Genomic DNA, 12,283 nt, shown 5'->3' with positions numbered 1-12,283 from the left:
ATACGGCAACCGGGATGCGCCAGGCCCCCCGCGGAGCCTGGCGCTCCACTGTTACCCCCCTGAATCCATGAAACCTCTCGTTGTAGCCGCCTCTTTGTCCCTCTCGCTGGGCCTGCCGCTGGCCCAGGCCGACACCCTACCGGCGCGCAAGCCGGGCCTGTGGGAGGTCTCCATCACCGCTGCCGGCCAGTCGGTGATGCGCCAGCAGAAGGTGCTGCAGTGCACGACGCCCCAGGTGGACGCGGTGACCCTGCTTGCCGTGGTTCCGGGGCAGGAGCATTGCCATGAAACACGCGTGAAGAAGGGAGAGAACGGCACCCGGTTCGACGTCCAGACGGTGTGTTTCGTGCACGACAACCGGGTCACCGCGCGCATCCAGCTGTCGGGCGACTTCCAGGAGTCCTACCAAGGGCAGTTCGAGGTGTCCTATTCCCAGCCCGTTCCCCACGGCAACGCCGGCGTGACGCAGTTCAGCGGGCGCCGCCTGGGAGACTGCAGGCCGGGCATGAAGCCCTCGGACATGGTGTTGCCCAACGGCGTGACCGTCAACATCGTCGACAGCCTCAAGCAGCGCGAAGGCCATGGGGGGCACTCGCACTGAGGCCCGTGCGTGCTTTCCCTCTCAGGACAAAAAAACAACCCCACGGGCGCTTGCCGCCCGTGGGGTTTTTTCATGCATGCCGCTGCCGGCGCCTTGCTTACTGGCTGATTTCCAGCATCACCACATGCCCTTGCGCCGCCGGCCAGGTCTGGCCCGTTACCCGTTCGCCATTGAATTCGGCCGCGATGCTGCGCACGCCGCCAGCGGGCTTGACCTTGGCGGATGCCACGCCCGCTCCGGGGGGCACGCCAGCGGGCGGGGCGCCGTCCAGCAGCATCCTGTCGCGCGCCGGGTCCAGGTAGCCGCGGGGGCGGGCCAGGGTGATGATGCTGTCCGCGCCCTTGTCCGCGTCGGCCATGCGTTCAGGGCGCAGGTGGATCAGGTCGCTGCCGCGCGGGAAGCCGCTGCGGTAGATGTGGGTGGTGGCATAGCCGGGCGCGGTGATCACGAACTCGATGGGCGAGCCGGTGGGGACGGCGAGCGGGCCCCACTGGCCATCCGCGCCCACGGCCTTGCGCAGCAAGGCGCCGCCGGTGCGGGCGCCGGTGGCGGGGTCGGTCGTGTACACCTCCAGCTGCGCCCCCGGCAGGGGCAGGTTGTTGCTGAAATTGCCGGTCCTGGGGTCGGTGGAATCCACGCCCAGGCCGGTGACCTTGCCATTCAGCACCACGGCCTTCTCAGCGGCGATCTCGGTGCGTGCCGGGGCCTTGCCGGTGATGAAGCGGTAGGTGGCCTCGAACGCGGCGGGTGAATAGGATGTCTCGCGGTGGTCGATGCGCGGGATGACCACGTTGGTGGCGCCCTTGAGCTCGGGGCCCGCGGCCGTGACGTTGGTGGCCGTGCCCTTGGCGCCGATCCACACGCCGTCGGGCTGGGCGAACTTGTCGTTGTTGTCCGAGCGGATGGTCAGCCATTTCACCGGGCCGCTCACCTCGTCCCCTGCGGCGTTCTTGGCGGCATTCAGGGCCTTGAGGAACGGTCCGGTGCCCGAGAACTCGTTGCCTTCCCGAAAGCCTGGAACCGCCCACACGCCGTGGTTGGGCGTACCGCCGAGGATGGCGTGGCTCACGGTCTGGTCGCCGCCGCCGTTGTAGACGTAGTTGCGGATGGCATTGCCGCCGCGCGAGTTGCCCACCAGCACGACCTGCCGGGCGCCGGTGGCCTGGAGCACCTTGTCCACCTCGGCCTTCAGGTAGGCCATGTGCTCCGCCGCCGAGGTGCGGCCGGGCTGGGGCTTGCCGTCCTCGTCGCGCGAGAGCGGGTAGGGCACGTCGATGGCGTGCAGGCGTTCGCGCGGCCAGCCGTTCGACTCGAACCGCCACACGGTGGTCTGCCACAGCGCGGCGGTGTCGCCGTTGCCATGCACGAAGACGATGGGCGGGGCCTCGGCCAGGCTGGGGCTGCGGGTGGCGCAGCCGGCCAGGGCCAGGCCGGCGGCGGCAGCGGCGGCCACCAGAAGGGAGCGGCGTGGCAGCAAGTGCGTGTTGTTCATGGGGGGCTCCAGAAAGAAAAAATGCCCGTGGACCGGTGGGCCCACGAGCATTGCACGGTTGCGTGACAGTCCTCTTCAGGCAAACACGCCTGCGGTGTCCTGCATGCGGCTCGACACCTCGCCCAGGTGGTGCAGCGTGTCGCCAAAGGTCATTTCCAGCTGCGTGAGCTTCTTGAAGTAGTGGCTGCCGATGTACTCGTCGGTCACGCCGATGCCGCCGTGCAGCTGCACCGATTGCTGGCCCACGAAGCGCATCGATTGGCCCAGCTGCACCTTGGCGCGCGCCATGGCGGCGCGGCGTTCGGCGGCGGGGGCGCCCAGCTTGAGGCTGGCGTAGTAGCTCATCGAACGGGCCAGCTCCAGCTGCATCTTCATGTCGGCCACGCGGTGGCGCAGCGCCTGGAAGCTGGCGATGAACACACCGAACTGCTTGCGCTGGTTCATGTATTCGACGGTCAGCGACACCGTCTTGTCCATCACGCCCACGGCCTCGGCGCAGGTGGCGGCGATGCCGGTGTCCACGGCCAGCTCCAGCGCGGCCAGGCCGTCGGTGGTGATGAGCGTGGCGGGGGCGTTAGCCAGCTGCACTTCCGCCGCGCGGCTGCCGTCCTGCGTGACGTAGCCCCGCGTGGTCACGCCAGCGGCCGAACGTTCCACGAGGAAGAGGGCGATCTTGCCGTCCAGCTGCGCCGGCACGATGAAGGCATCGGCCTGGTCGCCAGCGGATACTATGCTTTTTGTAGCTGTTACCGCATGTCCTGATCGCGCTTGAGTGGCTTTTGCTTCACAAACGTCCAGGCGGTAGCGCGCCTTGCGCTCCTGGTAGGCCAGTACCACCAGCGCCTCGCCGCTGGCCACGCGGGGCAGCCAGGCGGCTCGCACGGCGGCAGTGCCGTATTGCGACAGCACGCTGCTGGCGATGAAGGCCTGGGCGATGGGCTCGAGCACCATGCCGCGGCCCAGTTCCTCGGCCACCACCATGGCGTCGATGGCGCCCTGGCCCATGCCGTCGTGCGCCTCGGGCACGGTGAGTGCCGTCAGGCCCAGCTCGGCCAGCTCGCCCCACGCTGCGCGGTCGAAGCCGCCAGCGGCCACGGCGGCGCGGCGGCGCTCGAAGGTGTAGCCCTTGTCCACCCACTTGCGCACCGCATCGCGCAGTTGTTCCTGGTCGTCAGAAAAATCGAAATCCATGTTCTTGTCTCCTGGAACTTGGGTTCAGCCGAGGACGGTCTGAGCCACGATGTTGCGTTGGACTTCATTGCTGCCGCCGTAGATCGTGGTCTTGCGCAGGTTGAAGTAGGTGGACGCCAGCGGCGCGTTGGCGGTGACGCCGCCAGGGAAGTCGCCTTGCCAGCCCGCTTCCATCGCTTCTTCGATGAAGGGCAGGCTGAACGGGCCGGCGGCCAGCATCATCAGTTCGGCGTAGCGCTGCTGGATCTCGCTGCCCTTGATCTTGAGCAGGCCGGCGATGTCGAGCGAGTTCTTGCCCGATTTTTCCGCCGAGAGCACGCGCAGCACCAGCATTTCGAGGGCCACGACGTCCACTTCCAGCAAGGCGATCTGGTCGCGGAAGCGCTGGTCGTCCCACATGCCCTCGGTCTTGGCGATGCGCTTCAGGCGCTCCAGCTCGCGCTTGCTGCGGTTCACGTCGGCGATGTTGGTGCGCTCGTGGGAGAGCAGGTGCTTGGCGTAGGTCCAGCCCTTGTTCTCTTCGCCGATCAGGTTCTCGGCGGGCACTTCGACGTTGTCGAAGAACACCTCGTTGACCTCGCACTCGCCGTCCAGCAGCTTGATGGGGCGCACGGTCACGCCCTTGGACTTCATGTCCAGCAGCAGGAAGGAGATGCCCGTCTGGGGCTTGCCCTCGGTGCTGGTGCGCACCAGGTTGAACATCCAGTCGCCGTGCTGGCCGAGCGTGGTCCAGGTCTTCTGGCCGTTGACGATGTACTTGTCGCCCACGCGCTCGGCGCGGGTCTTGACCGAGGCCAGGTCCGAGCCCGAGCCCGGTTCGCTGTAGCCCTGGCTCCACCAGACTTCGCCGCTGGCGATGCCGGGCAAGAAGCGCTTTTGCTGCTCGGCATTGCCGAAGGCCATGATCACCGGGGCCACCATCACGGGGCCGAAGGGGATGATGCGCGGCGCGCCGGCGAGCGCGCACTCTTCTTCGAACAGGTGCTTTTGCACGGCGGTCCAGCCAGGGCCGCCGAATTCCTTGGGCCAGCCGAAGCCGAGCCAGCCCTTCTTGCCCAGAATCTTGGCCCAGCCCTGCATGTCTGCACGGGTCAGGCGCAAGGCGTTGTGGACCTTGTGGGAAATTTCCTGGGGTAGGTTGGCGTGGACCCATGCGCGAACTTCTTCGCGGAAGGCCTGTTCTTCGGGGGTGAATGCGAGATCCATGCGGCTTGTCTCCTGAGAAGTCCTGTTTGTAGCACGGTCGTTCGTTTTATTCCTGTCCGGGTGGCGACATTCCATCCGGCGCGGGGGCGATGCCCAGTTCGGCGCACAGCCGTTCCACGGTGGCGCGCAGGCCCGCCACCTGGGCTTCCAGCGCCTCCACCCGCGCCTGCAGTGCGGCCGGCGTGCCGCCACCGCCGCTGCCCGGGGCGGGAACGGCGGCGCTGTGGGTATCGACCGGCCCGCACAGCAGGTGCGCCCAGCGCTGCTCGCGCGCGCCGGGCGCGCGGGGCAGCAGCACCACCAGCGGGCCGCCTTTTTCAGCGCTGCGCTCCTGCAGCTCGTCCAGGAAGGCCTCCACCGAGGAGATGTCGGCGAACCGGTACCAGCGCTCGGCGTTGATGCGCAGCTCGCCCGCCGTCTGCGGCCCGCGCAGCATCAACAGGCCCAGCAGCACGGCCGACTGCTCGGGCACGCCCACGCCGCGCTGGAAGTTGTGCTCCCAGCGCGTGGTGCGGTTGCCGGTGGTCTCGAAGGCCAGCGTGAGGAGCTTGAGCGAGTCCAAGGCCTCCTGGGCGTCGGCGTCGCTCAGGTGCATCACCGGGTCGCGGCTGGTCTTCTGGTTGCAGCCCGTGAGCAGGCCGTTGAGCGACATGGGGTAGCTGTCGGGCACGGTGCGGGCTTTTTCCATCAGCGTGGCCAGCACGCGGGCCTCGTTCGGGGTCAGGGGGCGGGTTGCGGGGTCGAATGGCATGGCAGGGATAATCCGGGGTTGAGCGTCGCAGTGCAATTTATGAAGAACATCGTGATTTTGATCTCCGGCAGCGGCTCCAACATGGCCGCCATCTTGCGGACCGCGCAGCAGGAGAACTGGGAGCAGCGCCATGGCGCCCGTGTGGCCGCCGTGGTCAGCAACAAGCCGGAGGCCGCCGGCCTGGCCTTCGCGCGCGAGCAGGGCATCGCCGCCGAGGCGCTGGACCACAGGGCGTTCGCGAGCCGCGAGGCATTTGACACCGCACTGGCCGCCACCATCGACCGCCACGCCCCGGCGCTGGTGGTGCTGGCCGGGTTCATGCGCATCCTCACGCCCGGCTTCGTGGCGCACTATGCGGGGCGGCTGATCAACATCCACCCCTCTTTGCTGCCGGCTTTCACGGGGCTGCACACGCACCAGCGCGCCATCGACGCGGGCTGCAGGTTTGCGGGGGTGACGGTGCACCAGGTGACGGCGGAGCTGGACGTCGGGCCCATCCTGGACCAGGCGGTGGTGCCAGTCCTGCCGGGCGACACGGCAGACACCCTGGCTGCCCGCGTGCTCACGCAGGAACACGTGATCTACCCCCGCGCCGTGCGGGCGCTGGTGCGGGCCCTGTAGCGCACCCGCCGTTGCGCCGGGATGCGCCGTGGTGAGCGGGCTAGAGGGTGCTGACCACCTCGGCCGAGTGGCCCTGCAGCACCTCCTTGACCCTGGCCGCCTGCTCCGCGCTGGTGGGGTGGGCGACCACAGCCCAGTGGTTGTGGCGCAACGCCGAGCGCACCTTGGTGATGAGCAGGACGTGGTCGGGCCGCATCGACAGGAGCCCCCCGCCCAGCATGCCGAACGTGGTGCCAAAACCCACCAGGGCGATGAAGGCCAGCAGGGGGCTGCTCACGATCATGGGGTGGTCTGCGTTGTAGAACCATGCAAAGAGCGCCAGGCCTGCCACGGCCCCGACGGCGCCCACCACGATGTGGGTCTGGAAGAAGGTGCGGGCAATGCCGCGCGGTTCCGGCTCGAGCGAGCGCGCGAACAGGTCGCGGCGCGATGCGCGCGCATCCTGCGGGCCCAGCAGCCGGACCTGTCCGGCCTGCAGGCCGCCGATGCGCAGCATCTGCGCCATGGAGGTCTCGGCCTGGCTTTGCTGGGCAAACAGGCCGGCGACCTTGGTGAGTGAGCGTTCTCCGAACAGCCCTTGGAGTAGATAGCCCATGGGAACCTCCTGGGATCAAGCCGGGCCCTCCGTGCCCGGCGGTGGGGGTGGGAGGAATGCTGCAGGGAGCTGGCAGCCTCCCACCGGGTGCCAGGGCATGCGGGCCCAGAGCCCACGGTAGGCCGCATCTGGCCGGGGCGCTGTAGGACGCGGCGGGCCGTCGGGGTAGGTGCCCTGCGTTCGGGGCATGTCGCCCTGCGCGGCCAGAAACCCGTGGCGCCAGCGCAACGCGTTCCAGCTGGCCGATACCGCCTTCGCGCGTGCCGTGCCGTGGCGTGGCCGGACCGGGTTCAGCGGGGACCGGCTTCGTCGCCGCATTTCTCGAACCGGGGCCGCGCCACGCCATCGATGAGCACCTGCTCCTCGAACATGGCGGCGGGGCGTACCCACAGCCCCCGCTGGCCATAGAGCGCGCGGTACAGCGTCATGGGCTCCAGGGTCTCGCTGTGGCGCACGGTGTCGATCACCTCGTAGAGCATGCCCTTGTAGTGGCGGTACAGGCCCGGCGGGGTGCGGATGAGCGCGGGGAGGTCGTTGTCGTTCATGGTTAGGATGGCGGCTGAAAATCAACCAAGAGTGGGGGGACGCCAGTGGATCAGGCAGATTTTGTGCACATGGTGCGCATGAGCGAGCATGCCAGTGCCGACAACAGCCGAGCGTACCGCCGCAGCGTGGCCGCGTTCGCGGCGCTGGGCTATGCGTGGGTGCTCGGCTGCTTGGCCCTGGCCGTGGGCATCCTGGCGTGGGTGGTGCCACAGCTCCTGCACGGTCGCTTTCGTTTTGCCATGGTGTGGCTGCTGCTGGGGGCTGGCGGCCTGCTGTGGGTGAGCCTGCGGGCCCTGTGGGTGCGCTTTGATGCACCCGCCGGCGTGGAGATCACGGTGCTGGAAGCGCCCGAACTGTTCGAGGCGCTCGACCGCATCCGCCGCAAGATCAAGGGCCCGCCCATCCACAAGGTCACGCTGAACGACGAGTTCAACGCGAGCATCCAGCAGCTGCCCCGCTTTGGCCTGCTGGGGGGCGCGGTCAACCATCTGAGCATCGGGCTGCCCCTGCTCATGGCACTGGATCGGCCGCGTTTCCTGGCCGTGCTGGCGCATGAATACGGGCATCTGCGCGGCGACCATGGCCGGTTTGCGGCGTGGATCTACCGCACGCGGCTGTCCTGGATGCGCCTGAACCACAGCCTGGCGGACGACGAAGGCCCGGTGGCCGCCGCCACGCAGGCCTTCATGCGGTGGTACTTTCCGCGCTTTTCCGCCAAGACCTTCGCGCTGGCGCGCCAGGACGAATACGAGGCCGATCGCATCGCGGGCAAGCTGCTGGGCCGAGAGGTGGCGGCAGCCGCGCTGGCTGAAATCGAGATCCGTGGCGCGTGGCTGCAGGCGGAATTCTGGGGAAACCACTGGTGCGAGGCCGCGGGCAACCCGCTTCCCGTGGGCCCCTATCGCGCCATGCGCCGCTGCCTGGCGAAAGCCCCCGACCCGGCGTTCGCCAACGACGCGCTGCGCCAGGCGCTCAAGCGCCTGAGCAGCGTGGACGACACCCACCCTGGCCTGCGCGACCGCATCGAGGCGCTGGACGCAACGCCCACGCTGCCGGACTGGTCGCGCGGCAACGCGCTGGCCCTGCTGGGCACGGAGGCCAGGCGCTGGGTGGCCCACTTCGACAAGCAGTGGTGCCGCGACAACGCCACGGAGTGGAAGCAGCACCATGCGTGGCTGGGGCGCGTGCGCGCACGTGCCGAGGCCCTGGGTGCATCGACCGCCCAGAGCAGCGCCGCCGACCTGGTGGAGCTGGCGCGCCTCCAGCGCCATCTGGACCCCCGTGCCGATGTGCGTGCCCTCTACGAGCTGGCGCTGGAACGCAGTCCCGAATACCCCGCCGCCCTGCGCGGGCTGGTGCCTTGCCTGCCCGACGATGACCGCGAGGGCAAGCTCCAGCTGCTGCACCGGGTGTGGGAGGCGGGCAGCAGCGACCGCTACTGGGCGGCACGCACCGCCCTGGCCGAGCTGGAGACACCCCGCCTGGGTCTGGACCACGATGCCGCCGCCTTCAAGCAGTGGCGCAAACGGCTGGAGCGCGCCCAGGAGTCGGAGGAGCGGGCCTGGGAAGAGCTGTCGGGCACCTCGTTCTTCAGCCAGATCGTGCGGCACGACCTGAGCTCCTTCGAGCTGGCCGAGCTGCAATCGGAGCTGGCCCGTTGTGCGCCCCTCGCCCGTTGCTGGCTGGTGCGCAAAAACCTGCGCGAGCATCCGCAGCGTCGTGCGTACCTGGTGTTCCTGGAGCTGCCAGGCATGGACGACGAAAGCCGCTACCACCTGTGCCGCGCCCTGGAGCGCAATCTGAGCCTTCCGGGCCCCGCGCTGGCGCTGTGGGCGGGCGAATCTCCTTCGCTCAAGGAAATCGAGCGCCATGCGTTCGATCCGATCTATGCCCGTTGATGGCCAACTTTTTGCTCGTCCCTTTCTCGTCTGCACGGTGAGTTGCACACGGCGTACCCCTCCGGGGGGTGACGGGAAGCAGCTCAGGGGGTGGACAATACGGGGATGCATCCCAAAGTTCTTCTCGACGCCTGCGCCGAACTGGTCAGGCTCACCCTCACGTTTGAACACCCCGCCGACGCGGTGGTGTCACGGTTCTTCCGCGACAACCGGGGCCTGGGGCCCCGCGAGCGGGCCACGCTGGCCGAAACGGTCTACACCGTGCTGCGCAAGAAGCTGCTGTTCGACCACATGGCGCCTTCCGGCTCGGGCCCCAAGGAACGCCGCCTGGCCATCCTGGGTTTCTACGGCCCGCGCGATTTCCTCAAGAGCGCACTGACCGACCAGGAGAAGAACTGGCTCGACCAGTGCGACGCCGTCACGGTCGATGACCTGATGGAGCGCCACCGCCACAACCTGCCCGAATGGCTCGTCAAGCCCTTGAAGGACCAGCTGGGCGAAGGCTTCTGGCCGCTGGTGGAAAGCCTGGCCCAGAGCGCGCCGCTGGATTTGCGCGTCAACGCGCTCAAGGACAAGCGCGCCGATGTGCAAAAGGAGCTCGCCAAGGCCGGCATCAAGGCCAGCCCCACGCCGTATTCGCCCTGGGGCCTGCGCATTGACGACAAGCCTGCGCTGACCAAGCTCGATGCGTTCACGCGCGGCGCCATCGAGGTGCAGGACGAAGGCTCGCAGCTGCTGGCCCTGCTGCTTGACGCCAAGCGCGGCGAGATGGTGGTGGATTTCTGTGCCGGGGCGGGCGGCAAGACGCTGGCCATCGGCGCGGGCATGCGCAGCACGGGGCGCCTCTATGCGTTCGACGTGTCGGCGCATCGCCTGGATGCGCTGAAGCCGCGCCTGGCACGCAGCGGCCTGTCGAACGTGCACCCCGCCGCCATCGCCCATGAGCGCGATGACCGGGTCAAGCGGCTGGCGGGCAAGATCGACCGCGTGCTGGTGGATGCGCCCTGCTCGGGCCTGGGCACCTTGCGCCGCAATCCCGACCTCAAATGGCGCCAGTCGCCCAAGGCCGTCGAGGAGCTGGTGGCCAAGCAGACCGCCATCCTGGACAGCGCGGCGCGCCTGCTCAAGCCCGGCGGGCGCCTCGTGTATGCCACCTGCAGCATCCTGCCGCAGGAAAACGAGGCCATCGCGGACGCGTTCAGCGCCTCGCACCCTGATTTCGAACTGCTCGACGCCGGCGAACTGCTGGAGCAGCTCAAGGTCGAGGGCGCCAAGGGCCTGTGCAGCGGCGGCGAGACAGGCAGTGGTTTTCTGCGCCTGTGGCCCCACCGGCACCAGACGGACGGTTTTTTCGCCGCCATCTGGTCCAAAAAGAGCTGAGTTACCGCTCTAAAGTTTCTAAATACGCGTAAATACGGTGGATACCCCTGAACTCTGCACGGGGTACTCCCTCTAAAATCAGGTACCCGCTCCGCTGGCGAGCGGGTTCTCTGTAGTAAGGCTTCCCGAATATGCTGTTACCCGATTGGGCTGTGCTGAACGCCGCCATTGACTGGCTCGGCCATGGTTTGTGGAACCTGGCCTGGTGGCAGATCATCCTGTACACCCTGGCGACGACCCACATCACCATCGCGGCGGTCACGATTTTCCTGCACCGCGCCCAGGCGCACCGCGCATTGGATTTGCATGCCATCCCCTCGCACTTCTTCCGCTTCTGGCTGTGGATCGGCACGGGCATGGTCACCAAGGAATGGGTGGCGATCCACCGCAAGCACCACGCCAAGTGCGAAACGGTGGACGACCCGCACAGTCCCCAGACACGGGGCCTCGATACCGTGATGTGGCGTGGTGCCGAGCTGTACCGCGCCGAGTCGAAGAACATGGAGACCATGAAGAAGTTCGGCCACGGCACGCCGGATGACTGGATGGAGCGCAACGTCTATACCCGCTACGGCTGGCAGGGCGTGGGCCTCATGCTGATCCTGAACCTCGCCCTGTTCGGTGCCCTGGGCGCTGCCGTGTGGGCGGTTCAGATGCTCTGGATTCCCTTCTGGGCGGCGGGCGTGGTCAATGGCGTGGGCCACTACTGGGGCTACCGCAACTTCGAGGCGCAGGATGCCAGCACCAACCTGGCGCCCTGGGGGATCATCATTGGCGGCGAGGAACTGCACAACAACCACCATACCTACCCCACCTCGGCCAAGTTCTCGGTCAAGCCCTATGAGTTCGATATCGGCTGGGTCTACATCAGTTTGATGAAGAAGATCGGCTGGGCCACCGTCAAGAAGGTTCCACCCAAGCTGCAGTTGGGCGATGTGAAGCCCGTGGCGGACGAAAAGACGCTGGAGGCCCTCATCGCCAACCGCTACGAGGTGATGGCCGGTTATGCGCGCGGTGTGCGCCAGGCCTGCAAGGAGGAGATTGCCGCATTGCAGGCGCGCCAGGCCGATGCGTCGGTGCTCAAGGCCGCCAAGCGCTGGCTTCACCGCGATGCGGAGAAGGTGCCTGCCGTGGCCCTGCCGCAACTGGCCCAGGCGCGCGCCGCGCACCCGGCCCTCGACAAGATGGTGACCATGCGGGAAGAATTGCGCCAGCTGTGGCTCAATACCTCGCACTCCCGCGAGCAGTTGACGGCCGATCTGCAGGCATGGTGCCGCCGCGCCGAGGAAAGCGGCATTGCGGCGCTGCGCGAGTTCTCGCTGCGGTTGCGTGCGGCCCAGGCCTAGAGGCGGCCGGCCGCCTGCCGCGGCGCCCGGATGCGAAGGAAAAAGGCCTTGCCGTCCGGCAAGGCCTTTTTCTTTTCTGCCGCCTTGCCGCTTCACCGTGCGGCGTGCAAGGCGCCGCCAAGTGTCCCCTCCTTGCGGGCCTTCCCGCCCGCCGAGAAAGCCCTGCGCAGGCGTCTCCAGGCTTTCTGGCCCAGTCCGGGCACGGGTGTGCCTTCCACGATCCTGACTTCCGCCGGGCCCTGCGTGGCGCTGCCAAGCTGCACCCAGGTGGCCTGGCGGTGCTCCACCACCCACGGCAGGTGGTCGCCCGCCTTCAACCGCGCCAATGGTGGTGAGTGCAGCGCGTGCCCGAGAGAGCGGGGCGCAAGGCGGATGGCCACGTCCCCCCGGGTCGCGTGCACCCGGCTGCCGGGTGCGAGGCAGGTCCAAAGGCTCTGGCCGGGCGCGATATGCAGGGTGAGGAAAGGGGTGGGGATGGCGGTGAGCTGGGGGCGCGGTTTCATGGTGCGGGTCCTCCGGGGACAAAAGGCTGTAGCGAGGGCTTGAGCGTAGGAAATGCCGCCCCGCCGCAACAGGTACACGCTCCCCCGTGAGGAGGTAGAACAGCAGCGATAGCGGGCATGCTGTTATGGTTGCTTCTGCCCTTTCCTGTATCT

General features: G+C 67.9%; 12 protein-coding genes. 5 read left to right on the top strand and 7 right to left on the bottom strand.

Annotated features, from left to right (window positions below; genetic code table 11):
• Positions 1-67: 67 nt before the first annotated feature.
• Positions 68-601 carry a DUF3617 domain-containing protein gene (locus AC3RCE_RS19230; RefSeq protein WP_492253709.1) on the top strand — a complete coding sequence of 178 codons (534 nt, stop codon included), beginning with the start codon at positions 68-70 and terminating at the stop codon, positions 599-601.
• 97 nt (positions 602-698) lie between these two features.
• On the opposite strand, the gene AC3RCE_RS19225 is transcribed toward AC3RCE_RS19230, so the two are convergent.
• From AC3RCE_RS19225 to AC3RCE_RS19210, 4 genes are all read right to left on the bottom strand, one after another.
• Entirely contained in the window at positions 699-2,093 is a 1,395-nt protein-coding gene (locus tag AC3RCE_RS19225) for an alpha/beta fold hydrolase (RefSeq protein WP_492253708.1), read from the bottom strand.
• Positions 2,094-2,168: 75 nt separating this feature from the next.
• Entirely contained in the window at positions 2,169-3,284 is a 1,116-nt protein-coding gene (locus tag AC3RCE_RS19220; protein WP_492253707.1) for an acyl-CoA dehydrogenase family protein, read from the bottom strand.
• Positions 3,285-3,308: 24 nt separating this feature from the next.
• Positions 3,309-4,490 carry an acyl-CoA dehydrogenase family protein gene (locus AC3RCE_RS19215; RefSeq protein WP_218295740.1) on the bottom strand — a complete coding sequence of 394 codons (1,182 nt, stop codon included), beginning with the start codon at positions 4,488-4,490 and terminating at the stop codon, positions 3,309-3,311.
• A gap of 46 nt (positions 4,491-4,536) precedes the next feature.
• Positions 4,537-5,241: a YceH family protein gene (locus AC3RCE_RS19210; protein ID WP_218295739.1), complete on the bottom strand. Its 705-nt coding sequence runs from the start codon at positions 5,239-5,241 to the stop codon at positions 4,537-4,539.
• Positions 5,242-5,280: 39 nt separating this feature from the next.
• Here AC3RCE_RS19210 and purN point away from each other — a divergent pair, with 39 nt between their 5' ends.
• The gene (gene purN / locus AC3RCE_RS19205; RefSeq protein WP_492253706.1) at positions 5,281-5,862 is read left to right on the top strand and encodes a phosphoribosylglycinamide formyltransferase; all 582 of its coding nucleotides are present in this window, start codon (positions 5,281-5,283) and stop codon (positions 5,860-5,862) included.
• Positions 5,863-5,902: 40 nt separating this feature from the next.
• Here purN and AC3RCE_RS19200 read toward each other — a convergent pair whose 3' ends face one another.
• Positions 5,903-6,457, bottom strand: a complete 555-nt coding sequence (locus AC3RCE_RS19200; RefSeq protein WP_218340013.1) for a hypothetical protein — start codon at positions 6,455-6,457, stop codon at positions 5,903-5,905.
• Between the two features lie 290 nt (positions 6,458-6,747).
• Positions 6,748-7,002: a DUF1653 domain-containing protein gene (locus AC3RCE_RS19195; RefSeq protein WP_492253705.1), complete on the bottom strand. Its 255-nt coding sequence runs from the start codon at positions 7,000-7,002 to the stop codon at positions 6,748-6,750.
• 45 nt (positions 7,003-7,047) lie between these two features.
• On the opposite strand from AC3RCE_RS19195, the gene AC3RCE_RS19190 reads away from it, so the two are divergent.
• The 3 genes from AC3RCE_RS19190 to AC3RCE_RS19180 all read left to right on the top strand — a co-directional run bounded on the left by AC3RCE_RS19190 (position 7,048) and on the right by AC3RCE_RS19180 (position 11,627).
• A complete protein-coding gene (locus tag AC3RCE_RS19190; RefSeq protein WP_218295735.1) occupies positions 7,048-8,901 on the top strand; it encodes a M48 family metallopeptidase in 1,854 nt (617 codons plus the stop codon).
• A 105-nt stretch (positions 8,902-9,006) separates the two neighbouring features.
• Positions 9,007-10,281 carry an RsmB/NOP family class I SAM-dependent RNA methyltransferase gene (locus tag AC3RCE_RS19185; protein WP_492253704.1) on the top strand — a complete coding sequence of 425 codons (1,275 nt, stop codon included), beginning with the start codon at positions 9,007-9,009 and terminating at the stop codon, positions 10,279-10,281.
• 131 nt (positions 10,282-10,412) lie between these two features.
• The gene (locus tag AC3RCE_RS19180) at positions 10,413-11,627 is read left to right on the top strand and encodes a DesA family fatty acid desaturase (protein WP_218295733.1); all 1,215 of its coding nucleotides are present in this window, start codon (positions 10,413-10,415) and stop codon (positions 11,625-11,627) included.
• A gap of 92 nt (positions 11,628-11,719) precedes the next feature.
• Here AC3RCE_RS19180 and AC3RCE_RS19175 read toward each other — a convergent pair whose 3' ends face one another.
• A complete protein-coding gene (locus tag AC3RCE_RS19175; protein WP_492253703.1) occupies positions 11,720-12,130 on the bottom strand; it encodes a hypothetical protein in 411 nt (136 codons plus the stop codon).
• Between the last annotated feature and the right edge of the window lie 153 nt (positions 12,131-12,283).

Source organism: Acidovorax sp. GW823-FHT05D11, from assembly GCF_058795695.1.
Note: the sequence above shows the minus strand (reverse complement) of the source record. Positions and strands in the feature narration are given on the sequence as shown.

Coding starts and splice junctions, on each gene's coding strand:
- AC3RCE_RS19230 (WP_492253709.1), top strand. CDS start 68: ATGAAACCTCTCGTTGTAGCCGCCTCTTTGTCCCTCTCGCTGGGCCTG.
- AC3RCE_RS19225 (WP_492253708.1), bottom strand. CDS start 2,093: ATGAACAACACGCACTTGCTGCCACGCCGCTCCCTTCTGGTGGCCGCC.
- AC3RCE_RS19220 (WP_492253707.1), bottom strand. CDS start 3,284: ATGGATTTCGATTTTTCTGACGACCAGGAACAACTGCGCGATGCGGTG.
- AC3RCE_RS19215 (WP_218295740.1), bottom strand. CDS start 4,490: ATGGATCTCGCATTCACCCCCGAAGAACAGGCCTTCCGCGAAGAAGTT.
- AC3RCE_RS19210 (WP_218295739.1), bottom strand. CDS start 5,241: ATGCCATTCGACCCCGCAACCCGCCCCCTGACCCCGAACGAGGCCCGC.
- purN (WP_492253706.1), top strand. CDS start 5,281: ATGAAGAACATCGTGATTTTGATCTCCGGCAGCGGCTCCAACATGGCC.
- AC3RCE_RS19200 (WP_218340013.1), bottom strand. CDS start 6,457: ATGGGCTATCTACTCCAAGGGCTGTTCGGAGAACGCTCACTCACCAAG.
- AC3RCE_RS19195 (WP_492253705.1), bottom strand. CDS start 7,002: ATGAACGACAACGACCTCCCCGCGCTCATCCGCACCCCGCCGGGCCTG.
- AC3RCE_RS19185 (WP_492253704.1), top strand. CDS start 9,007: ATGCATCCCAAAGTTCTTCTCGACGCCTGCGCCGAACTGGTCAGGCTC.
- AC3RCE_RS19180 (WP_218295733.1), top strand. CDS start 10,413: ATGCTGTTACCCGATTGGGCTGTGCTGAACGCCGCCATTGACTGGCTC.
- AC3RCE_RS19175 (WP_492253703.1), bottom strand. CDS start 12,130: ATGAAACCGCGCCCCCAGCTCACCGCCATCCCCACCCCTTTCCTCACC.